Origin of the sequence: Rhizobium sp. CG5, from assembly GCF_023701945.1 — a bacterium.
GTDB lineage: Bacteria > Pseudomonadota > Alphaproteobacteria > Rhizobiales > Rhizobiaceae > Allorhizobium.
On the sequence record NZ_JABAEF010000004.1, the window covers coordinates 37,278 to 58,656 of the forward strand.

18 protein-coding genes are annotated in these 21,379 nt (G+C 58.5%); 9 read left to right on the top strand and 9 right to left on the bottom strand.

What is annotated here, in order from left to right; all coding sequences use genetic code 11:
• Window positions 1-22: 22 nt before the first annotated feature.
• The 3 genes from HGO38_RS08195 to HGO38_RS08205 all read left to right on the top strand — a co-directional run bounded on the left by HGO38_RS08195 (window position 23) and on the right by HGO38_RS08205 (window position 3,445).
• Window positions 23-688: a nucleoside triphosphate hydrolase gene (locus HGO38_RS08195; protein WP_250955405.1), complete on the top strand. Its 666-nt coding sequence runs from the start codon at window positions 23-25 to the stop codon at window positions 686-688.
• Window positions 689-773: 85 nt separating this feature from the next.
• On the top strand, window positions 774-1,643 hold the full coding sequence (locus tag HGO38_RS08200) for a D-psicose 3-epimerase (RefSeq protein WP_250955406.1): 870 nt from the start codon (window positions 774-776) through the stop codon (window positions 1,641-1,643).
• Between the two features lie 161 nt (window positions 1,644-1,804).
• Entirely contained in the window at window positions 1,805-3,445 is a 1,641-nt protein-coding gene (locus tag HGO38_RS08205; protein WP_250955407.1) for an FGGY-family carbohydrate kinase, read from the top strand.
• A 24-nt stretch (window positions 3,446-3,469) separates the two neighbouring features.
• Here HGO38_RS08205 and HGO38_RS08210 read toward each other — a convergent pair whose 3' ends face one another.
• From HGO38_RS08210 to HGO38_RS08230, 5 genes are all read right to left on the bottom strand, one after another.
• Complete coding sequence (locus HGO38_RS08210; protein ID WP_250955408.1) at window positions 3,470-4,555, bottom strand: Gfo/Idh/MocA family protein; 1,086 nt, start codon at window positions 4,553-4,555, stop codon at window positions 3,470-3,472.
• Between the two features lie 82 nt (window positions 4,556-4,637).
• Window positions 4,638-5,390, bottom strand: a complete 753-nt coding sequence (locus HGO38_RS08215) for an ATP-binding cassette domain-containing protein (RefSeq protein WP_250955409.1) — start codon at window positions 5,388-5,390, stop codon at window positions 4,638-4,640.
• Window positions 5,391-5,398: 8 nt separating this feature from the next.
• Window positions 5,399-6,403: an ABC transporter permease gene (locus HGO38_RS08220; RefSeq protein WP_250955410.1), complete on the bottom strand. Its 1,005-nt coding sequence runs from the start codon at window positions 6,401-6,403 to the stop codon at window positions 5,399-5,401.
• Window positions 6,400-7,395 (bottom strand): substrate-binding domain-containing protein, encoded by a 996-nt coding sequence (locus HGO38_RS08225; protein ID WP_250955411.1) that lies wholly within the window; start codon window positions 7,393-7,395, stop codon window positions 6,400-6,402. Before HGO38_RS08225 ends, HGO38_RS08220 begins: the two co-directional genes overlap by 4 nt.
• A gap of 490 nt (window positions 7,396-7,885) precedes the next feature.
• Window positions 7,886-8,872 carry a DMT family transporter gene (locus HGO38_RS08230; protein ID WP_250955412.1) on the bottom strand — a complete coding sequence of 329 codons (987 nt, stop codon included), beginning with the start codon at window positions 8,870-8,872 and terminating at the stop codon, window positions 7,886-7,888.
• A gap of 98 nt (window positions 8,873-8,970) precedes the next feature.
• Here HGO38_RS08230 and HGO38_RS08235 point away from each other — a divergent pair, with 98 nt between their 5' ends.
• Window positions 8,971-9,600 carry a bifunctional transcriptional activator/DNA repair enzyme AdaA gene (locus HGO38_RS08235; RefSeq protein WP_250955413.1) on the top strand — a complete coding sequence of 210 codons (630 nt, stop codon included), beginning with the start codon at window positions 8,971-8,973 and terminating at the stop codon, window positions 9,598-9,600.
• Between the two features lie 66 nt (window positions 9,601-9,666).
• Here HGO38_RS08235 and HGO38_RS08240 read toward each other — a convergent pair whose 3' ends face one another.
• Window positions 9,667-10,590: a DMT family transporter gene (locus HGO38_RS08240; protein ID WP_250955414.1), complete on the bottom strand. Its 924-nt coding sequence runs from the start codon at window positions 10,588-10,590 to the stop codon at window positions 9,667-9,669.
• A 113-nt stretch (window positions 10,591-10,703) separates the two neighbouring features.
• On the opposite strand from HGO38_RS08240, the gene HGO38_RS08245 reads away from it, so the two are divergent.
• A complete protein-coding gene (locus tag HGO38_RS08245; RefSeq protein WP_250955415.1) occupies window positions 10,704-11,288 on the top strand; it encodes a bifunctional transcriptional activator/DNA repair enzyme AdaA in 585 nt (194 codons plus the stop codon).
• A 192-nt stretch (window positions 11,289-11,480) separates the two neighbouring features.
• Here the strand turns inward: HGO38_RS08245 and HGO38_RS08250 are convergent, their stop codons facing one another.
• From HGO38_RS08250 to HGO38_RS08260, 3 genes are read right to left on the bottom strand one after another with little or no spacing between them, the layout of a single operon-like run.
• Complete coding sequence (locus tag HGO38_RS08250) at window positions 11,481-12,605, bottom strand: ABC transporter permease (RefSeq protein WP_250955416.1); 1,125 nt, start codon at window positions 12,603-12,605, stop codon at window positions 11,481-11,483.
• A 1-nt stretch (window position 12,606) separates the two neighbouring features.
• Window positions 12,607-15,336 (bottom strand): ribosome-associated ATPase/putative transporter RbbA, encoded by a 2,730-nt coding sequence (gene rbbA / locus HGO38_RS08255; RefSeq protein ID WP_250955417.1) that lies wholly within the window; start codon window positions 15,334-15,336, stop codon window positions 12,607-12,609.
• A 3-nt stretch (window positions 15,337-15,339) separates the two neighbouring features.
• Window positions 15,340-16,350 (bottom strand): HlyD family secretion protein, encoded by a 1,011-nt coding sequence (locus tag HGO38_RS08260; RefSeq protein ID WP_250955418.1) that lies wholly within the window; start codon window positions 16,348-16,350, stop codon window positions 15,340-15,342.
• 841 nt (window positions 16,351-17,191) lie between these two features.
• On the opposite strand from HGO38_RS08260, the gene HGO38_RS08265 reads away from it, so the two are divergent.
• The 4 genes from HGO38_RS08265 to HGO38_RS08280 all read left to right on the top strand — a co-directional run bounded on the left by HGO38_RS08265 (window position 17,192) and on the right by HGO38_RS08280 (window position 21,203).
• Window positions 17,192-18,109 (top strand): DnaJ C-terminal domain-containing protein, encoded by a 918-nt coding sequence (locus tag HGO38_RS08265; RefSeq protein ID WP_250955419.1) that lies wholly within the window; start codon window positions 17,192-17,194, stop codon window positions 18,107-18,109.
• Window positions 18,106-18,447, top strand: coding sequence for a hypothetical protein (locus HGO38_RS08270; RefSeq protein ID WP_250955420.1), 342 nt, complete (start codon window positions 18,106-18,108; stop codon window positions 18,445-18,447). Before HGO38_RS08265 ends, HGO38_RS08270 begins: the two co-directional genes overlap by 4 nt.
• A gap of 253 nt (window positions 18,448-18,700) precedes the next feature.
• The gene (locus tag HGO38_RS08275; protein ID WP_250955421.1) at window positions 18,701-18,904 is read left to right on the top strand and encodes a cold-shock protein; all 204 of its coding nucleotides are present in this window, start codon (window positions 18,701-18,703) and stop codon (window positions 18,902-18,904) included.
• A gap of 505 nt (window positions 18,905-19,409) precedes the next feature.
• Window positions 19,410-21,203, top strand: a complete 1,794-nt coding sequence (locus HGO38_RS08280; protein WP_250955422.1) for an MFS transporter — start codon at window positions 19,410-19,412, stop codon at window positions 21,201-21,203.
• Window positions 21,204-21,379 lie beyond the last annotated feature (176 nt).

Sequence of the window (21,379 nt, forward strand, 5' to 3'; positions counted from 1 at the left end):
AGAGGCGTGGAGACTGGACATCATGGCTAAGGATATCTCGAACAGCATTGAGGCGACGGCAAAGACGATCGCGGCAGCCTCTGCCGAACGTTTCGGCGCGCTGGGCCGGTCGCGCATTGTCGTGGCGATTGCAGGCGCTCCGGGCTCGGGCAAGTCGACGCTCGCCGAGCAGGCTGTCGATCTGCTCCAGAGGCAGCATGGTCGTCGTGCCGCGCTCTTCCCGATGGACGGCTATCACTATGACGATGCCGTGCTCGAGGCCATGGGGCGGCGTCCCTTCAAGGGCGCCATCGATACGTTCGACGCTCATGGACTGCGCCACATGCTGGCACGGCTGAAGGCCAATGAAGACGACCTCATTGCCGTTCCGGTCTTCGATCGCTCGATCGAGATCGCCCGCGCCGGCGGACGCCTGATCCCGCAGTCGACCGAAATCATCGTCTGCGAGGGCAATTACCTGCTCGCGCGCCAGGCGCCATGGGACCGGCTGAAGCCGATCTTCGACCTCACCATTTTCGTCGACGTCGATGTCGAGACATTGCGCCATCGCCTTCAGGAACGCTGGCGTGGGTTCGGGCTCGATCCGCAGGAGATCGCCAAGAAGGTGGAAGAGAACGATCTGCCGAACGGCATCTTCATTATGTCGAATAGCGCGGAGCCCGATCTGCGCGTCAACAACGGCGCATAAGACTGCCCGGGTCCTTGGCCGTCCGACGGTACCGCCAAGGGACTGAGGCACCCTTTCCAGTATTTGCTATCAAAAGGAGCCATCCATGAAACACGGAATTTACTACTCGTACTGGGAGCATGAATGGAGCGCGAAATTCGGGCCCCATATCGAGAAAGTGGCAAAGCTCGGCTTCGACGTGATCGAAGTGGCAGCACACCATATCAATGACTATAGCGACGCTGAACTTGCCGCCATCCGGCAGAGCGCCATCGACAATAACATCATCCTGACGGCAGGCATTGGTCCCTCGAAGAGCAAGAACCTGGCATCGGCAGACGCTTCGGTGCGTGCCGCGGGCAAGGCCTTCTTCGAGAAGACGCTGACCAACGTTGCCAAGCTGGACATCAAGACCATTGGTGGCGCGCTGCATTCCTATTGGCCGGTCGATTATTCGCAGCCGGTTGACAAGGAAGGCGACAGGGCCCGTGGCGTTGAAGGCATTCACGGCATTTCCGATTTTGCCAACAACCTGGGCATCAACCTGTGCATCGAGGTGCTGAACCGGTTCGAGAACCACGTTCTGAACACGGCCGCAGAAGGCGTTGCCTTCGTCAAGGACGTCGGCAAGCCGAACGTCAAGGTGATGCTCGATACCTTCCATATGAATATCGAGGAAGACAGTTTTGGCGATGCCATCCGCACCGCCGGTCCGCTGCTCGGTCATTTCCACACCGGCGAAAGCAACCGCCGCGTGCCGGGCAAAGGCCGCATCCCATGGCATGAGATCGGCCTTGCCCTTCGCGAGATCAATTATCAGGGTACCGTCGTGATGGAACCGTTCGTCAAGACGGGTGGAACGATCGGCTCGGACATCCGCGTCTGGCGCGACCTGACAGACGGCGCAGACGAAGCCAAGATGGATGAGGATGCCCGCAATTCGCTCGCGTTCTCTCGATTTGTGCTTGGTGGCTAAGCTGTTGCCATGATCTATATGCTCGAGGTCGCCTTCCAACACAGCACGCGACCTTGTGCATCTGCACGGACCCATGGCATTGGCCCGAACTGATCAGGTTGAGGTGTTGTCATCGAATGCCGGAACCGTCCGAACAACGTCGCCAGCAGAGTGATAGAACGATGATCGAAGACCAGACCACGTCACCGACGCAGACGCCGCGTTACCTCATTGGCGTCGATGTCGGTACCGGCAGCGCACGGGCAGGTCTCTTCGATCTCAAAGGCCAGATGCTCTCGGTCGCCAAGCGGGACATCACGCTGTTTCGCGAGGCAGGCTCGATCGTCGAGCAATCGAGCACCGAGATCTGGGACGCGGTCTGCGCCATCATCCGGGAGGCGGTTGCATCGGCCGGCGTCGATCCGGCCGATGTCGCAGGTCTCGGCTTCGACGCCACCTGCTCGCTGGTCGTGCTGGGGGAGGGCGGCAAGCCGCTTGCCGTCGGACCCTCGGAAGAGCCTGAACGCGACATCATCGTCTGGATGGACCATCGCGCCATCGCCCAGGCCGAGCGCATCAATGCCATGGGCCATGACGTGCTGCGCTATGTCGGCGGGCGCATCTCGCCAGAAATGGAAACACCGAAACTCCTGTGGCTGAAGGAAAACCGGCCCGCCACATTCGCCGCCGCCTGGCAGTTTTTCGACCTCGCCGACTTCCTGACCTGGAAGTCGACCGGTGACCTGTCCCGCTCGACATGTACCGTGACCTGCAAGTGGACCTATCTCGCCCATGAGGCCCGCTGGGATGCGAGCTATTTCGAGACGATCGGGCTGAAGGAACTGTCTGACGAGGGCTTTGCCCGCATCGGCACGACGATTGTCGAGCCCGGCACGCGCCTTGCCCAGGGCCTCACCGAGGCGGCTGCGGCCGCCATGGGGCTGAAGACCGGCACGCCGGTTGCCGCCGGTATGATCGATGCCCATGCCGGTGGCATCGGCACGGTCGGCATCGGCGGCGCACCATCGGAAAACCTCGCCTATGTCTTCGGCACGTCTTCCTGCACCATGACCTCTACGGCGGAGCCGGTTTTCGTGCCCGGCGTCTGGGGTCCCTATTACTCCGCCATGGTGCCCGGCATGTGGCTGAACGAGGGCGGCCAGAGTGCGGCCGGTGCCGCCATCGACCAGTTGCTGTCCTTTCATCCGGCCGCAAGCGAGGCGATGATCACCGCGCGCGGGCAGGGGAAATCCCTGCCGGCCTTCATGGCCGAGGCTGCGGGGCAGAAGGTCACAGACGCCTCCAAGGCTGTCGAGTTGGCCGACGGCCTGCATGTCGTCCCCGAATTTCTCGGAAACCGCGCGCCCTTTGCCGACCCGCATGCCCGTGCGGTCATTGCCGGGCTCGGGATGGAGCGGGACTTCGACAGCCTTGTGGCCCTCTACGTCGCGGGCCTCTGCGGCATCGGCTACGGGCTGCGCCAGATCATCGAGACGCAGGCGAAAGCGGGCGCATCGGTCGAGCGTGTGGTGATCAGCGGCGGTGCGGGCGCCAGTCCTTTGGTCCGCCAGATCCTGGCGGATGCCTGCGGCAAGCCGGTCATCGCGCCGGCGGCCGAAGAGCCCGTGCTGCTCGGCTCTGCCATTCTGGCCAGCGTTGCAGCCGGCGCCTTCCCCGACGTCCGTCACGCCATGGAGGCGCTATCGGCGGTTTGCGCCGTCTACGAGCCGGCCGGCGAGCCGGTCGCTCAGACCCATGCACATCGGTACCGAGCCTTCCTCCGCCTTCAAGAAGCGGCGCAAGCCGGACGGTCTGGTCGTTGATGGTTCCGCCAGAGAAACCTGACGTTACGACGCTCTAATTTCCTTCATTTTGGCGATCGCTTTTTCCATCAAGGCCAAATCTCGCCGTGAATCCTCCAGATCGGTCTCAGGCGCGGTTTTATCCATGATATGGCGATGGAACGTCAGCAATTCGTTGGAAAATGCATCGGAGTAGATTGGGTCCATGGTGCGATGGCGTGGCCCGGTGGGTGAGGCCTCGGTAATCTCAAGGCGCGTCGGCAGGCTGCGAATATAGGGCGTGTCATAGATGATGCGCACGCGTTTGGTGTTTGAACGCACCTCAATCATCGCATCGAAAAGCCCGAGATCATCGACGACAGCATCATAGTTGGCGACGAAGTGACCGTAGTCAAACATCACCGTTGTATTGGCACCCGCATTGGTGCGGTGGGCGGCAAGAACCCCCTCAGGTTCCCCCAACAGACCCCGCATGGCATTGATGTGGTGCGAACTCAAAGCAGTCAGGCCACGATAGGCGCGAACAAGATCCGCGGGGGCTTTGTCGCCGACAACTTGGCCAATCAAGGCAGCGCGCGCCATCGCACCCTTCTGGAGAAGGTCGGGGTCGATATCATCGGGATAAAGAACATTCTGGCTTTTGCTCAAGAAATGCCGCCCTTCCGAGATCAGATCGAAAATTCGGACATGGGTGATGTCTTCAAACGCCGGCAATTCCGCTCTTGCCGCTTGATAGGCCGAGGCATAGCGGCGCATGTAGCCTACAAAAATCGTCTTTTCATAGCCCTTAGCATGTTCGATCAGAGCATCGAGCTCACCAGTGGTCAGACATGCCGGTTTTTCCAGCAAGACGTGTTTTTTCGCATTGATGGCGGCATGCAAGAAGGGGGCATGGGTTTCGTCGGATGATAAGATGAAGACAACATCGATGTCAGGCGAATTGATCAGAGCGGCCGCGGACTCATAGCCGACGGCGCCTGGATTTTGCGACAGGCCCAGATCGATCAGTTTTTTCGAGACATCAAAAAGACCCGCCACTTTCCAGAGATGGCGCTGATCGCGCAAAACCGGAAGGTGGATTGACTGGGCGACTTCACCCAGGCCCAGAAGGCCGACACGCAGTGCGCTCACGATAAAACTCCTTTGATAAATCGGGCAATGGACAGCTAAGCTGTCAGTGTTCAGGGCAGGTCATCGCGTCTCGGATGTCCGTTCAGGCCGCACCTGTTACCAGCGCAACGAGATGTTCGCCGGTGGTTTCGGCCGCGCGCACTGTGCCTGCAACCTTGCCTGCGCGCATAACCCAGACCTGATCTGCCAGACGCAGGACCTGATCGAAATTATGGCTCACAAGAATGACGCTGACTTTTTCCTCCTTCAGTTTGCGGATCAGCCCCTCGACATTGGCGGTTTCCTGGACGCCAAGTGCTGCTGTCGGCTCATCCATGATCACGATCTTCGCTCCGGCACCAACGGCCCGGCAAATCGAAATAGCCTGGCGCTGGCCTCCGGAAAGTCGCCGGACTCGTTGATGAACGGAAGGAACATTAATCGACAGCCGCGACAACATGGCTTCGGCGCCATGCCGCATGGCGCGATGGTTCAAAAATCGAAACGGACCGAGCCGCCAAACGATCTCGCGGTTCAGATACAGGTTCTGTGCGACCGTGAGTTCGTCAATCAGGGCCAGATTCTGGTGCACGGTTTCGATGCCGGCATTGCGCGCCTCGTCAGGCGTTGAATAAGGGTTCGCTTTGCCAGCCATAGAAAGTGTGCCGGTCGTGGGTTCATAGACGCCGACCAAACACCGCACGAGTGTTGATTTTCCAGCTCCATTGTCGCCAATGAGAGCCGTGACTTCACCCGGCAGCGCCCAGAAGGAGACATCTGACAAAGCTTGAATGGCACCGAAACTTTTGCTCAGTCCGTCACAAGACAAAATAGCATCAGGTGGGCATTTTGACATTTCCGGCCTCATTTCTGATACCGCATAATCAAGGCGGCCATAACCACAATCATGCCAACGGCAATTGGCTGGTAGAAGGCCGATACGCTCAACAGCGTCAGGCCATTGACTAGAGTTGTGAGCATAATGGCACCCAGGACGGGTCCAAGAATACTGCCGCGACCACCAAACAAACTGACGCCGCCCAGCACCACGGCAGCGACGGAATTAAGCAGGAGATTTGTATTGATGGTCGGCTCAGCGGATCCAATCCGTGCGACAAGCAAGATGGCTGCGATACCACCGCAAGCACCGGAAATCGTATAGGCGGCAATGCGCATCTTTCCCGTGCGGATACCCAGCGATCGCGCATTTTCCTGCTGCCCGCCAGTTGCCATGAGATGAACGCCAAAACGTGTGTGAAAAAGCACAACGTGAGAAACAATCGCGACAGCGCATGCAATTAAAAACGGGTAGCCGAGGATCCCCAACGAGCCGGAGGCCAGTTTCAGGAGAAACAGGCTGCTGACGGTGTTCGGGTTGCCGCCTGACAAGATCAGTCCAATGCCGGTGACAATGGAAAGAGAGCCCAATGTCACAACAAAATCCGGTATTTTGCCGCTTGTAATGCACACCCCGTTCAGGAAGCCGATGGCGCATGTTGCCATGACTGCAAACAGGCAAGCATAGCCGATATCCCATCCGGCATTGTTGGTCAGGCCAAGCACAATGGCACCCAGCATGACGGAAGCGGCCAAGGAAAGGTCTATGCCTGCCGTCATGATGACGAATGTCTGCCCAACAGCCAGCACGATCAAAATGGCGGCGGCAACGAGCAAGGCCTGAAGATTTGGCCCGGTGATGAAGACAGGTTTTAAAATGGTGAACAGGACCACCAGACCGAGAAGCCCGACTGCCGATGCCCAATCAGCCCAGAAAGAAGGTTCGGACAATGCCGTTACCCATGAAGGGTAACGGCGTTTTCCGACCGTATTTTCCGCTGAACCACCAGTGGAATTTGTGGCCTTCGTCATTTTATGAGATCTCGGAGCGGATCGGGATAATCTCCACCAGGCCGTGGGAAGTTTTTCAGGGATGCCGCCGCATTGTCCTTGTTCACGACAAGCACAGGGGCATTAACCTTGGGCGGCAGTGTTGCGCCTTGCGAGGCCGCCACACAGGCTTCCGTCCCCATTGCACCAACGATGTATGGGTATTGAGCCACCGTGGCGGCCATTCCGCCGGATTCAACCGACTTCATAGCATCGACGATGCCGTCAAGCCCGATGACTTTGATAGCTTTATTGCCGGACATGTCGACGGCGCGCTGGGCGCCCAATGCCATGATATCATTGGCGGCAAAGAAGCCTGCAACCTCCGGGTTTGCACGGATGATATCGGTCGCAGCCGTGAGCGCTTTCTCTCGATCCCAGTCCGCGCTGACCATCACGATCTCTTCAAGCTTGCCTTTTGTCGCTTCCCGAAAGCCTTCGATACGGGCATTGCTGCCGATGTCTCCGACAATCCCCGCGATCAGGGCAACTTTTGATCCTGCCGGAACAATTCGCAGCATTTCTTCGCCGGCAAGATGACCGGCGGCAACGTTATCGGTGCCGATATAGGTTGTGACCTCGAAACCAGCTGCTTTTGCCTGAGCCGTATCGATCGAACTGTCGATATTGACGATGGGAACTTTTTTATTGGCAAGCGGTACCAAGGCTTGCACCAGATTGCTGACGCTGATTGGATTGACAATGTAGCAACCGTAGTCCTGCAGGGCCATGGCCGACAGTCGGTCGGCCTGACCGGACGCATCTCCCATGTTGGTCGCGGCTTGAACAGTTACTTTGGCACCAAGTTCTTGGGCGCTCCCTTCAATGCCTTGCTGCATGGTCTGAAAGAAGGGATTGTCCAATCCCTTGATAACCGCAGCGATGTTTTTTGCATCGCCTGCAAACGCGGCACTGCTTGTTAGGATCGCGGCAAGGCTCGCACCTATCGCCACTTTAACGGCAACGTGTCTCATAGTTGAAGATCTCCTCCCAGGGATCGAAGTGGTCGACACATATATCTCACACGACGTTCGAGAGGTGAGCACCTCCAGCTACCGCCCACAAGCCATAAATGTGTCGTCGCGCAATATTAAATTTTACCGCGCGTAAAAAAGATTATTGTCGAAGACGCCGCGCGTCAACAACTATTTCTGCTGGAGGGATGCTGTGCTCGGGTGGAGGCGTTCGCGCGTGAGCGCGAGGCTGGTCTTGGGTTAGGGCCATAATCTACCTCAAAATTCAGGATTCTTGCAGAATCGAGAGGCCGGCGAATTTGATTTCGTCAGCCTGCTTCATCCGACCTTGGAAAATTCCAAGGGGATTTCCGATCCCTTTTGAGGCTCGACCAATGGGAAGCGCAGTTCTACACGGGCGGCCCTCGGAGCGGTTGCTTGTGACTATGGTCCGGCCCTTGGCTTCGACAAGGTTTCTCGCCACCGCAAGCCAAGGCCGGCTCCAACAGATTCAGCCTTTTCGCCGAAGCCGACGAAATGGGACTGTCACCACAATGACGCCAAGAACAATCAGCAGCATTCCGGCCAAGGCTGACCAGTCGAAGCCTTCTCCAAGGAAAATGATGCCGAGGGCGACTGCAAATCCGGCGCGAAGATAGCTGCCGCTGGCTGTCCCGAGGGAGCCGAGAGTCCGCACCAGGCGGAAGTAGATGACCATGGCGGTCGCCGTGCAGAGAACCGCGAGGACAATCACGGCGGCGACCGCTTCAGGCGTTGGCGTCAATGTCCATGGTCGTTCAAAGACGAGGGCTGCCGGAACCATCATGAAAGCCGCACAGCTCATGGCACCGGCCGCCGTCACAATCGCCGGGAGCGCAGCAAACCGCTGTCCCCATATCGGTGCTACTGCGTAGCAAAGACTTGCGCCAAGGACTGCGGCTTGGGCGAGGGGCGCGGCAGTATGCATATCTTGCAGCGATTGAAAGCCAAGCGTAACGAGCACGCCCACCAAACCAAGCCCGACACCCAAGACATTCTGGCCTGTGATGCGCTGACCTCTGTACCCCGTCACAATGGCGATCAGCAACACGAACATCGGCGGCGTCGCATTCAGCACGCCGGCAAGCCCACTTGATATGTGCTTCTCACCCCAACTGATGAGCGAGAATGGCAATGCGCTCTGCAGTAAACCCTGGAGGAACAAGGCTGCCCAGACCCCGCGCTCGCGTGGCAGCGAAAGCCTGCGCAGTCTTGCAATCAGGATCAAAAGAAGCGCTGCAATTGCGACGCGCGCAGACGTCATGGTCAAGGGCGGGATCGCATCGATCGCGACTTTGATCCAGGTGAAAGAACTGCCCCATATCAGCGATAGCAACATTAAAAGCCCGATCTCCAGGGCAAGATTGAACTGTTTCGGGTCGCTTTTCGACGCGTTGGATCTGGCGGCTGAAATTTCTGTACTCACGGTGATTCCTCTCGAACGGGCTTTCAGGATCATCCGGAACTTCGAGGTATGCTCGCCGGAATCGGACCTCATCGCCCGGTCATGTCCGATTTCAGCTACTCAGCAAAAGGCGGCAGAGATAAACTGCTGACATGACGAAGGTTTCACCCCATGTGCAGACTTTGCCGCCACACCTTGACTGGGCGACATGCGACCGTGCGCGACTGGCGCGCGATCCGGCCTTCGACGGCTTGTTTTTCTCCGGCGTTCGCTCGACACGAATTTATTGCCGCCCGGTCTGCCCGGTGCGACCAGCACGGTCAGAGAATGTTACCTTCTACGCAACTGCCGCCGCCGCAGAGCGAGCGGGATTTCGCCCCTGTTTTCGCTGCAGGCCGGAAACAGCGCCGGGATCACCGGCCTGGAGGGGAACGGCCACGACCGTGGCGCGAGGAATGCGCATGATTGAGGACGGTTTCCTGGATCAAAGGTCGGTGGCCGATCTTGCGACCGCACTCGGCGTCGGGCCGCGCCATCTGTCACGCCTGTTCATGCGCCATGCGGGAGCGAGCCCAAGCGAAGTCGCGGCGACCAAACGGGTGCAGACAGCAAAGCGCTTGATAGATGCAACGGACATGTCGCTGGCCGAAATTGCTTTCACGGCCGGTTTCGGCAGTGTCCGCCGGTTCAACGATGCCTTCCAAGCCGTCTACAAACGCCCGCCATCGTCTTTTCGCCGAAGACTCATTCATCAAGCCGTGAAAGATACCAACTCGGGATAGCCGGCAGCCGTCACCTGTCAGCATCAAGCATCCATAAACAGCCAGCGCACGCCGTTCATGGACAGCTCAACTTGCTCCATTTCTGCGGAGCCATCGGAAAATCCGCCCGTCGATCGACAGCAGACCCAGAGAAATCAGGGCCATGCCCGCAAAATGGTTGATTGCCAGTATCTCCCCCAGAACAAAGTCTCCAAGAAGGATGGCGCTCACGGGGATCAATAAGGTCACGAGAGAGCTGTTGATCGCGCCGCCTACGGCGAGGATGTGGAAGAAGATGATATAGGCCAGCGCGGTTGAAAGCAGGCCCAATCCGAGGAGGGCAGCTATGGTCATGCCACTCGGCATCGCCAGATGCCACGGTGCATCGACGAACGCGACAATCGGCAGCATCATGATCGTTGTTGCTGCCGTCTGGCCAAACGCGCTGGTCGCCGGCGCAATCCCCATGCGCCGAAACCGCCGGCCAAAAACGCCCGCGAACCCGTATGACAGAGCTGCGGCCAGGCAGGCGAGCAGGGCGAGGTAAGGAAGCGCCTGCGAGGAGAGGGCATTGCCTGCCATGAGAACTGCGACACCTGCAAAGCCCAGGACAATGCCGGCGACCTTGTTCGGTGTTATCCGTTCGTCGGTCGTGAGGACATGTGCCACGACGATCGAGAAGATTGGTGTTGTCGCGTTGAGAATCGAGGCAAGGCCGCTTGCTATCTGCGTTTGCCCCCAGAAAAGCAGGCTGAACGGGATCAGATTGTTCAACAGCCCCATACCGAGAAATGCGACCCATGTCCCGGTCGCTGTTGGAATGGCTTGTCGAGTTGCTCGCAGATAGATGAACAGCGCGATCGCCGCAATCGCGACCCGCGCGAGAACGATCGTAAACGGCGGCAGTTCTGAAAGGGCGACCTTGGAGAAGAAGAAAGAGCCGCCCCATAGAACGGATAGAATGAGAAGAAGAGCCCAATCGATAAGGCCAATGGTTTGAGTTTTTTGCATGGTGTGATCCTGCCTTGACGCGATGCTGCAGGATTATCCGACCCCGTGCCGGTTGCTCGCCGGATTCGGACTCCGTCCTTCTGCGAGGGCGGGCGCTGCTGTAAGGTGACGTCATGAGTTTGGATGTTTCCATATGCGAGCAGGCTTGGCTTGCGCGTGATCCCGCTTTCGACGGTCGGTTCTTCATCGGCGTGCGAACAACGGGCGTCTATTGCCGCTGCGTCTGCCCGGTGCGCCTTCCCTATCGCCGCAATGTCGAGTTTCTGCCGAGCGCAGCGGCGGCCGAACTGGCCGGCTATCGCCCCTGCCTGCGTTGCCGGCCCGAATCCGCCCCTTTTTGTCCGGCCTGGAAGGGAAGCGTAACGATCGTCGAAAAGGCAGTCAGACTCATAAGAGAGGAAGGCGCGCTTGATAAGCGCGGTGCGACAGTGGAAACTCTGGCGGAGCGCGTCGGCATCGGTGCACGCCATTTATCCCGGCTGTTTCAGAAGCATCTCGGGGCAAGCCCGATCCAGGTCGCCAAGACGGCTCGCGTGCAACGGGCAAAGCGCTTGCTGACCGAAACGAACCTGCCGATAACAGACATCGCGCTGCAATCCGGATTCGGGAGTCTCAGACGCTTCAATGCGGTCTTTCAGGAAGTCTACAAACGCCCGCCCACTGCTATCAAACGGACGCTTCTGTCGAGCAGATCCTGATTTCGGACCGGTCGTTTATACGGCCGCAGAAAGCAGACCAAATCGGGATACTCGCGAAAACGTCTCAAATGACTGGTTCTGGCGAAGGCCCCGGCCGCAAGCCCGGTCGAAATCATCCAGACCCAGTCGTAATGCATGGTCAGGTCGAACGCATAGCTGCCAGACCCAAGCGTGGCCTCGTCTCGAAGCCGATCATTTCAGCGTTGCAACGGATCTCCGGAACAAAATCAAACTTGCACCGAGAAACGTCACTCCCATCACCAGCACAGTCAAAAACTCTTTCCAGACAATGCTGAAGTCAGCGCCGCGATAGACGATCGCTTGCATGAAGCTCACATAGTGGCGTGACGGGAGGAACCACGTGAAATACTGAACCCACTGCGGCTGGCTCTCCACAGGCGACATGCCACCTGACAGCATCATCATCGGCATGATCGTCATCATCATCAACAGCGCGAACTGGGCCATGGTTCTAGCCAGTGTGCCGAGAAAAATGCCGATCGCCGCGGCGGCGAATACATAGATGACGGTGCCGAGCAGCAGAAGCCCCCGCGAGCCGGCAATGGGAACATCGAGCATTCCTTCGACGACAAACAGCAGAGAGCAAATAAAGGCGAAGATAATGACCACGCCGTTCGACCACACTTTGGCCAGAGCGATCTCGAACGCAGTGAGTGGCATCACCATGAGATGCTCGATGGTGCCATGCTCACGCTCGCGCAGCAGGGCAGCACCTGTCAGGATGATGACCAGCATCGACAGCTGATCGGCAAGACCCACGATTGCCCGGAACCAGGACTGGGTCCCGTTGGGGTTGAAGGCGCGGCGTATGACCAGGTCGGACGAAAGGCCCGTGTTCTGTTCCGCCTCCTGGAGATACCACTTGACCGCATCCGTCACGATGTTTTGGATGTAGCTGGAGCCGAGCGACGCCTGCTGGACCGCAGTAGCATCTGCATTGACCTGGACCTCCGTGTCGCGTCCCATCCTTGTATCTTTTTCGAAGTGGGGAGGGATGACAACGACGAAGGTGTAAAGCCCTTCGTCCATCGAGCGGTCGATATCGGCAGCACTGATGGTTTTTACCGCCTGGAAATAGGGTGGGTAGAACGCTCCCGCGATCGAACGGGAGAGCCTGGACTGGTCCTCGTCGACAATCGCGATGGAGGCATTATTCACCGTCTCGCCGCCTCCCACGGCTTGCATATAAATGCTGAGGCCGAAGGAATAGAGGATGAACAGGATCATCGTCAGATCCTTCGAAAGCGTGCGGAGGTCCTTGGCGCCGAGCCAGAATATGTTGGAAAGGCTTCGCATGTTACTTTTCCTGCTTTTTGAGGAGTAGCATCGACAGAACCAGGAAGACCGGGCTAAAAGCCGCAAGCGCCAACAGATCGTATGCCAAGTCCCCGAAACCAAGCCCCTTTGTGAACGCACCGACGCTGATCTGCATGTAGTAGGTTGTCGGCCAGAATGATCCCATGAGGCGCGCGCCGCCCTCAAGTGTCGATATGGGCTGCGACATGCCAGAGAACTGCATGGTGGGAAGCATCGACAGGACCGCTCCGGCAAAGACCGCTGCCACCTGGCTGGAGGTGAAGCTCGAAATGAAAAGCCCATAGCCGGTCGCGGCAGCTGCGTAGAACAGTGCTCCAACCGCCAGAGTTAAGCCGTCGCCCTTGAGCGGCACCTGAAATATGAAGACGACGGTCGCGGTCATAATGAGAAAATTGATCATGCCAATGCCGAGATAAGGCAGCTGTTTGCCGACAAGGAATTCCAGCCGCGTCGTCGGCGTTGCGTAGAAATTGGTGATGGTACCGATTTCCTTTTCCCGGGCGACGCTGACGGCCATCAGGATCGCCAGGAACATCATCAGCAGCAGGGCAGGAATGGACGGCCCCATGGAATAGATGCTCTCAGATGTCGGATTGTAGCGATTGCGCACCAGAAGGCTTGTCGTTGCGCTGGATGTGGCCGGGCTGCTGGCCTCCCGATCGCGTTGCTCAGAAAACAGGTTGTGCGCCTTCTCGACATAGCCTTCGATCGTGGCGGCGCGGGAGGTGTTGGAGCCATCGATCCAGGCCGATATCTGCCAGCTCGAATCACGCTGTACCATCCGGCCGAAGTCGGGGGGGATCTCGATGGCAAGTTCGATGTCGTTTGACTTCAGGCGCTGTTCCATCTCATCGAGATTGCTGATGGGCGACTTCTCGATGAAGTAGGGAGAGCTCGAGAAGTTCGCGAGATAGGACCGGCTTTCCGGTGTGTTGTCCTGATCGAAGACTGCGTAGTTCAGTTCGGTCACATCACTCGACAGGCCGAAGCCGAAGATCATCAGCATGATGAACGATCCGAGAAAGGCAAAGGCCAACCGCACAGGATCGCGCATCAGCGATAGCGTCTCGCACTGCGAATAAGCCAGCACGCGTCGCAGCGGCATGAAGCCTGGCCGGGACGGCTTCACGTCCTGATTGGCATCAGGTGCGACCGGCTCTTCAGGCGAGGGAGCCTGCGGTTGGGAGCCTTCGGCCTCTTCGATGTAGGTGACAAACGCTTCCTCAAGATCTGCCGCATGCTTGGAGGCTATGACATTGCCAGGCGTGTCGCAGACAAGGACGCGGCCGGCATGCATCAACGAGATGCGATCGCAGCGCATTGCCTCGTTCATGAAATGGGTGGAGACGAATATCGTGACATTGCGGGAGCGGGAGAGTTCGCCGAGCAGAGCCCAGAATTCGTCGCGTGCCTGCGGATCGACACCGGAGGTCGGCTCGTCAAGAATGAGAAGCTCGGGGTCATGCACGATGGCGACGGCCAACGAGAGGCGTTGCCTCACCCCGAGCGGAAGCGAATTGGCCACGGCGTCGGCATAGGCCTCAAGGCCGAGTTTCGTCACGAGTTCCGTGGTGCGGGCCTTGGCGTCCGCCTCGCTCATGTTGAACAGGCGGGCATGAAGGAGGAGGTTTTGCCGTACGGTTATCTCTCCATAGAGCGAGAAGGATTGGGACATGAAACCGACGCGCCGGCGCATCGACAGGTCATTGGCGTCGACCGGACTTCCACAAACCTTGGCGTCTCCTTCGCTGGGTGACAAAAGTCCGGTCAGCATCTTCATGGTCGTCGTCTTGCCGCTGCCGTTCGAGCCGAGGAAACCGAAGATTTCGCCCCGTTCGATGGAAAAGCTCACGTTGTCGACGGCGGTAAAGTTGCCGAAACGGCATGTCAGATTGTTGGCGACGATTACCGGTGCCTCTGCACTCTTTTCGCGCGGCGGAATGACGAAGCGCTCGCGCTTTCCCGTTTGGCCAGGTTGGAGAGCAACAAAAACAGCTTCCAGATCCTGCTCGCCGGTCGCGGCGCGTAACTCGTCCGCCGAACCTGTGGCGAGCACCTTGGCGCCATCCATTGCGATCAGCCAGTCACAATGGGCTGCTTCGTCCATATAGGCTGTGGAAACGACCACGCTCATGGTCGGACGCTCGCGCCTCAGGTCACGGATAAGATTCCAGAACTGTCGGCGTGACAGCGGATCGACACCTGTGGTCGGCTCATCGAGAATGAGTAGATCCGGATCGTGAATGAGGGCGCAGCACAGCCCGAGCTTCTGCTTCATGCCGCCGGACAATTTTCCGGCGGGCCGGTCAAGAAAGGGGAGGAGCCCCGTCGAGCCGGCAAGTCGGCGAATGCGTGCGTCACGTTCCGACGCCGACAGACCGAACAAAGTCCCGAAGAAGACCAGGTTCTCCCTGACGCTGATCTCCTGGTAGAGGTTCTTGCCCAGTCCCTGCGGCATATAGGCGATCTTGGTGCAGACGGAGCGGCGATGCCGCCCATCTGCCATATTGCCATCCAAAACCTCGACGGATCCCGACTGCAGTTTTCGCGAACCGGCGATGAGCCCCAGAAGCGTCGACTTTCCGGCGCCGTCAGGACCGATGATCCCCGTCATCCGGCCCAGCGGCAGCGTGAGCGAGACCGCGTCCAGAGCCGTGGTCTTGCCATACATGTGCGTGAGGCTGGAAACTGTGGCTACAGAATGCTCCATGGGTCAATCCTCGGCATCAAGAGGGTCGCCTGGGATTCGCTTTTGGAGGGAAGCAGGCCAGTCAGGCTGGCTAGAGCCGTAGCGCACGTAGCCGACACCGCGAGCACCGGTTTTAATCTGCTCAATATGACTGTCGACGAGGGACGTCGGCATACGCAGCTTGACCCGGAACATCAATTTGTCCCGTTCACTGCGCGTTTCGATCTGCTTGGGCGTGAACTGTGCTTCCGGAGATACGAAGCTGACTTTGGCCGGCACTGCGAAATCCGCGCCGTCAAAGACGATACGCGCCTGTGATCCGAGCGCCACTCCCATGGCCTGCTCGGATGGAAGATAGATCTCCATGTAAATCTCTCCCAGATTGACAAGCGTCAGGACCTTGCCGCCGGCCGAGACAACTTCTCCGGGGTTGGCAAGGCGGTAGAGGACCCGACCCCTCACAGGTGCAACCAGCGTGTTGTCGGCAATCTGGGCATCGATCTGGTCAACCAATGCTTTCGCAGCCACAACCGACTGCTCGCGGGCCTCGACATTCTTTTTGGCAGCCTCAAGGACGGAACTCGCGGAGTCGCGTTCGCTGAGTGCCTCGTCGCGTGATTCCTCGCTGATGGAACCGGTGCCGGAAAGTGTGAGCGCCCGACGAAGATTTGCTTCCTTGAGGATCAATTCTGCCTGCCGTTGGGAAACGGTGGCTTGCGCCTCCAGCATCGAGACCTCTTCGGAAAGCACATCAGCGGCATATTTGGCGCGTTCGGCCTGCAATTCTGCACTGTCAATGTGGGCGACGACTTGTCCTGCCGCGACGAGGTCGCCCTCCTGCACCAGCACGTCCCGAACGCGTCCGGCGGACTTTGCGGCGATGTCGACCTGGTCCGATTCAATGCGTCCGTTCCCGGATGCGAGACCTTCCGGGACCGTGTCTTGCTGGCTCTGCCACCAATACCAGCCGCCACCGGCGCCGGCCGCGAGGATTAGCAGCACCGCCGCAGCCATCTTTACTCGTTGCATTGTCATGATTGTGATCCTTTACGAACTGCGTACTGTCTGCGCCAATTGGTGGCCCTGCCTATCTTCAAAGGTCAGGGCTGGTGTGAACAATCCGACCCTGTCCAAGCGTCGGGGACCACCACGACTTGAGACGCTGGGCGGCTGAACACGATCGCCCGAAACCATGAAGCCAGGTTCACGGCCTACGGACCGAATTTCCATCAGCGATGATGTTATTGATCGGCTTCACGAAGGCTGTGTGCATTTCAACTTCGGCCTCCGTTTGCACCTCTTGCATTTGCACGAGAGGCGGCCGCGTGTTGGAGAATGCCAACGATCTTGCGTTCCGGAAGGACCCGAACATCGTTCGGCGTCGGCAGCAGGGCCTCGCAAATGCTAAGCGCGGCTATTCCGGAATGGGTGTCGTGATCAGACATTTCAAGCTAGCCCTTCCTGGTCCATCGCCTGAGCGGCGCAGGGGCAACTTTCCAGACTATCGGCTAAGCTGTGTTGATCAATATCAATTGCCGTCCGAATTTTCATGCTAGGTGTTGGCTTGTTCTGAAGATCGGTCTGCTTTTGGAAAAGATACCGCTAGCCCGCAAACGCGGTGCATTCGTTGCCTCGCCAGGTGGCGAGATCTCCCGCTTAGGCGCCCCGCACGGGCGTCGTCGCACGTTTGTTGCGGGGTGTGAGCTTGTTCATATAGGACAATCCATCCAGGCTGCCTTCATTGTCCATTCTGGCTGGGCCCATTCCTACAAGTGCCTCCATGGCGAAGTCGGCCCCATTCCACGACGAATTCAGAACTGATCCGACTGAAGCCATCAAATTGTGAGATCAGGCGAGATTGAGGTGAGATTGCTGCATGAACGACCCTTACGAAACTCTCGGCGTTGCCCGTTCCGCCACCGACAAGGAAATCAAGGACGCTTTCAAAAAGCTGGCGCGAAAAACCCATCCTGATCTGCATCCAGACGACAAGACCGCCGAAGAGACATTCAAGGCCCTTTCCAACGCATACGATTTCCTCAAGGACAAGGAGAAGCGGCGGCGGTTCGATGCAGGCGAAATTGATGCCAGCGGCGTGGAACGCAAACAACAGCGATTCTATCGCGATTTTGCCGATGGGCCGTCCAACACCTCTCATGCAGCGCAGGATGGATTTGCCAGCAATGAGGATCTTGAAGACTTTCTGTCGCGTGCCTTCAAAGGCGGAACGAGACGGACGAAAGACACGTTCCGTGCGCCCGGGCAGGATGTGACCTATGTGTTGCCGGTTGACTTCCTGGACGCTGCCACCGGTGCGACGCGTACCATTACGCTTCCTGAGGGCAAGACGCTCCAGGTCAAGATTCCGCAGGGCGCGGACGACAGGCAGATGCTGCGGCTGAAGGGGCAGGGACTGCCCGGTTTTGGCGGTGGGCCTGCGGGGGACGCCTTTGTCGAGCTGCATATCGAGCCGCACCCATTCTTCCATCGCAAGGACGACAATATTCACTGCGAGTTGCCAGTCACGGTCAGGGAGGCCGTACTGGGCGGGCGGATCGAGGTCCCCACCATTGGCGGCCCGGTCACGATGACGATCCCGAGAGGCGCTAACACCGGCCAGACGCTGCGACTTCGTGACAAGGGTGTTCTCAACCGGAAAACGGGTCAGCGCGGGCACCAACTCGTCACGTTGAAAGTTGTTCTTCCGCAGGGCGAGGAGCCGGAGCTGGCTGCGTTTCTGGAGACTTGGCAACCAAGAACGCCGGACGCGCCGCGCGCGGAGATGCTGAAATGATGCGGGTCGAGGATATTGTGGAGCAAATAGACGCGCTTCAGCGCAGCGATCTCGATGTGTGGATCACAGAAGCGCTGATCGTGCCGCATCACGATGGCGGTGTGATCGTCTTTTCGGAGAGGGAATGCGCCCGCATCCGCCTGATCTGCACGCTGCACTATGAACTGGAGATCGATAAAGACACGCTGCCGACCGTACTCTCTTTGGTCGATCAGCTATACCAAACTCGCCGGCATTTGTTGCAACTGACGGCGGCTGTGGCTGCGCAGGATAAGTCTGTCCAGGCAGCCATTCTGGATGCCCTTGACCTGGCCGGCACGTCGGATGGAGAGACGTAATCTGGCTTGGCATGCAATGCATCTGCATCCCAACCAAAAGCGGCGAACACGGATGAACTCCTGTGTCCGGAACCAAGTATTTCGACGGTCGTTAGGGAAAGAAAGGGTGAAGTAAAGCACGAAGGGGCTTGCGGGAGCCCTCAACTCCACCATTTAGCCTTTATCGCTGTGTTGGAGGTTGATGAGAAAGCAATCGCGCTATAAGAAGTTTGTCGCGGGGCCAGACGGCTCCGGGGATTTAAGAGGAACTATCATGCCCACCGGTACTGTGAAATTTTTCAACGACGACAAGGGATTTGGCTTCATTACGCCGGAAAACGGCGGAACGGATGTCTTCGTTCACGTGTCTTCCTTGCAGCGGGGCGGCTCGCTCAGAGAAGGTGACAAGGTCAGCTTCGAAATCGGCCAGGACCGCAAGACCGGCAAGTCGAAGGCCGAAAACGTCAGCGTTCTTTAATCACTGGCGGACGCCTCACCTGCCCGTGGCTTTGGGCAGGCAAAGCGTCTCCGTCATTGGTGTGAGTTCAGACTGCAAACATATTCCTTGGATCGAGTTCTAACTCGCCGCCGCAAATGTACGGCGGCGGGATTTCTTGCGGCTATCGGCTGAGCTTCGAGGCGCTGTCTCAGGTAAGCGGCCGAATGCAAGGGCTTTGGCACCCCAAAGCGCGATATCATGTATCGATTTTTCGCCTGTGATCTCGGTTTTGAGTACCCGCCCATGACGGCGCTCTGAGTTCATCCAGAGCACGCAAAACCAACTGTACAACTTCCCTTGAAGGCTTCGAAAACACCTGCTCGGTTGCATAAGACTTTCGTCTTACGACCAATCGTGGGCTTGGCACCTTGTGCGCTCAGGCTAGTCTGCCCCGTCTACGTGGAGGAAATGTGCCTTTGGGGAGCGGTTTAACCGTCAATGGCACAATGGGATCGCAAGGTCAGCGAACAAGGAGGAGGAATCAATGGCAGTAGCAGGGGTAGACGCGACGGATCGTTCGCGCCCGATGACGGGAGAGGAGCGGAAGGTCATCATGGCCTCGTCCGCCGGAACTATCTTCGAATGGTACGACTTTTATCTCTACGGTTCGCTTGCCGCTATCATCGGCGCACAGTTTTTTACCGCCTTTCCCGAAGCCACCCGCAACGTGTTTGCGCTGCTGGCCTTTGCGGCGGGTTTCATCGTGCGCCCGTTCGGCGCGCTGGTCTTTGGTGCGCTGGGTGACATCGTCGGTCGCAAATATACCTTCCTGATGACCATTCTCATCATGGGTCTGTCAACATTCCTCGTCGGTCTGCTTCCGTCCTACAGCAGTTGGGGCGCTGCGGCGCCGATCATCCTGATTGGATTGCGCATGCTGCAGGGTCTGGCCCTCGGCGGCGAATATGGCGGCGCGGCGGTTTATGTGGCCGAACACGCTCCAGCCAACCAACGCGGCTACTTTACCGCCTTCATCCAGACCACGGCGACCCTTGGCCTGCTTTTGTCGCTGGTCGTGATCCTGTCGGTGCAAGGCTACGTCAATGCCAATTGGGCGCCGACGGCGGTTCTCGACGCGGCCGGCGCGGTGGTCATGAACCCCGACGGCACGGAGAAGATGATCAAGGCCTTCGATCTGTGGGGCTGGCGCGTTCCGTTCCTTGCCTCGATCGGCTTGCTGCTCGTTTCGCTCTACATCCGCTTGCAGATGAACGAATCGCCTGCCTTCAAGAAGATGAAGGAAGAGGGTGCTGCTTCCAAGGCTCCGCTGCGTGAAGCTTTCGGGACCTGGAAGAATGGCAAGATCGCCCTGATCGCGTTGTTCGGCCTCGTCGCCGGCCAGGCCGTCGTCTGGTATTCGGGGCAGTTCTATGCCCTGTTCTTCATGCAGAACGTCATCAAGATCGACAGCTTCACCGCCAACGTTCTGGTGGCATGGTCGCTGATCCTCGGCACCGGCGGCTTCCTGTTCTTCGGAGCGCTTTCGGACCGTATCGGCCGCAAACCGGTCATTCTCGCCGGTTGCCTGATCGCAGCGCTGACCTATAATATCGTCTTCCCGCTGCTTACCCAGACGGCGAACCCGGCCCTTTATGCGGCGCACCAGACCCCGGTTACCGTCACCGCGTCGCCGGATGACTGCTCGTTCCAGTTCAACCCGACCGGAACGGCAAAGTTCACCTCGTCCTGCGACATCGCAAAAGCGACGCTTGCCCGGACGTCGGTGAATTATGCCACCGTCGAAGACCCGGCAGCGACAGTGGCTCAGATCAAGGTCGGCGATACGGTCATCCCGTCCTACGACTCCGCTGCCCTGACCGGCGACGATCTCAAGAACACCACGGCAGCCTTCAACAAGAGTGTAAACGACGCATTGACCGCAGCCGGTTATCCGCTGTCGGCAGCAGCGAACACCACCGTGGCCAAAGCCGCCAACTTCTTCGATATCTTCACCGGCCAGAAAATCACGGTCATCCTGATCCTGACCTATCTGATCCTGCTCGTGACGATGGTCTACGGCCCGATCGCCGCCATGCTGGTCGAACTGTTCCCGACCCGTATCCGCTACTCCGGCCTGTCGCTGCCCTACCACATCGGCAACGGCTGGTTCGGTGGACTGATGCCCGCAACCGCCTTTGCCATCTCGGCTCAGACCGGCAACGTCTATGGCGGTCTCTGGTACCCGATCATCATTGCCGCGGCGACCGTCGTGATCGGCGCGATCTTCGTGCCGGGCAATACGCACAAGAAAGACATCTTCGCCGACGACGCGAAGTAAGACCAAACAAAAGCAGGCCGGCCTTCGGGCCGGCCTGTATTTTTTAACTTCGTGCCTGCCAAGAATTGAGACTCGTCCGGGTCTGCGCCATGGGGCCTTTACGGCCGCCTCGGAGCCCTTCGGCCGCAGAGAGGCTGTTGCCGGAGACTTCCACCACCCCGTTCGTACAGGTGGTG

Excerpts from the sequence above, each read along its gene's own strand:
- HGO38_RS08195 (WP_250955405.1), top strand. The coding sequence starts at position 23 with ATGGCTAAGGATATCTCGAACAGCATTGAGGCGACGGCAAAGACGATC.
- HGO38_RS08200 (WP_250955406.1), top strand. The coding sequence starts at position 774 with ATGAAACACGGAATTTACTACTCGTACTGGGAGCATGAATGGAGCGCG.
- HGO38_RS08205 (WP_250955407.1), top strand. The coding sequence starts at position 1,805 with ATGATCGAAGACCAGACCACGTCACCGACGCAGACGCCGCGTTACCTC.
- HGO38_RS08215 (WP_250955409.1), bottom strand. The coding sequence starts at position 5,390 with ATGTCAAAATGCCCACCTGATGCTATTTTGTCTTGTGACGGACTGAGC.
- HGO38_RS08220 (WP_250955410.1), bottom strand. The coding sequence starts at position 6,403 with ATGACGAAGGCCACAAATTCCACTGGTGGTTCAGCGGAAAATACGGTC.
- HGO38_RS08225 (WP_250955411.1), bottom strand. The coding sequence starts at position 7,395 with ATGAGACACGTTGCCGTTAAAGTGGCGATAGGTGCGAGCCTTGCCGCG.
- HGO38_RS08230 (WP_250955412.1), bottom strand. The coding sequence starts at position 8,872 with ATGATCCTGAAAGCCCGTTCGAGAGGAATCACCGTGAGTACAGAAATT.
- HGO38_RS08235 (WP_250955413.1), top strand. The coding sequence starts at position 8,971 with ATGACGAAGGTTTCACCCCATGTGCAGACTTTGCCGCCACACCTTGAC.
- HGO38_RS08240 (WP_250955414.1), bottom strand. The coding sequence starts at position 10,590 with ATGCAAAAAACTCAAACCATTGGCCTTATCGATTGGGCTCTTCTTCTC.
- HGO38_RS08245 (WP_250955415.1), top strand. The coding sequence starts at position 10,704 with ATGAGTTTGGATGTTTCCATATGCGAGCAGGCTTGGCTTGCGCGTGAT.
- HGO38_RS08250 (WP_250955416.1), bottom strand. The coding sequence starts at position 12,605 with ATGCGAAGCCTTTCCAACATATTCTGGCTCGGCGCCAAGGACCTCCGC.
- rbbA (WP_250955417.1), bottom strand. The coding sequence starts at position 15,336 with ATGGAGCATTCTGTAGCCACAGTTTCCAGCCTCACGCACATGTATGGC.
- HGO38_RS08260 (WP_250955418.1), bottom strand. The coding sequence starts at position 16,350 with ATGACAATGCAACGAGTAAAGATGGCTGCGGCGGTGCTGCTAATCCTC.
- HGO38_RS08265 (WP_250955419.1), top strand. The coding sequence starts at position 17,192 with ATGAACGACCCTTACGAAACTCTCGGCGTTGCCCGTTCCGCCACCGAC.
- HGO38_RS08270 (WP_250955420.1), top strand. The coding sequence starts at position 18,106 with ATGATGCGGGTCGAGGATATTGTGGAGCAAATAGACGCGCTTCAGCGC.
- HGO38_RS08275 (WP_250955421.1), top strand. The coding sequence starts at position 18,701 with ATGCCCACCGGTACTGTGAAATTTTTCAACGACGACAAGGGATTTGGC.
- HGO38_RS08280 (WP_250955422.1), top strand. The coding sequence starts at position 19,410 with ATGGCAGTAGCAGGGGTAGACGCGACGGATCGTTCGCGCCCGATGACG.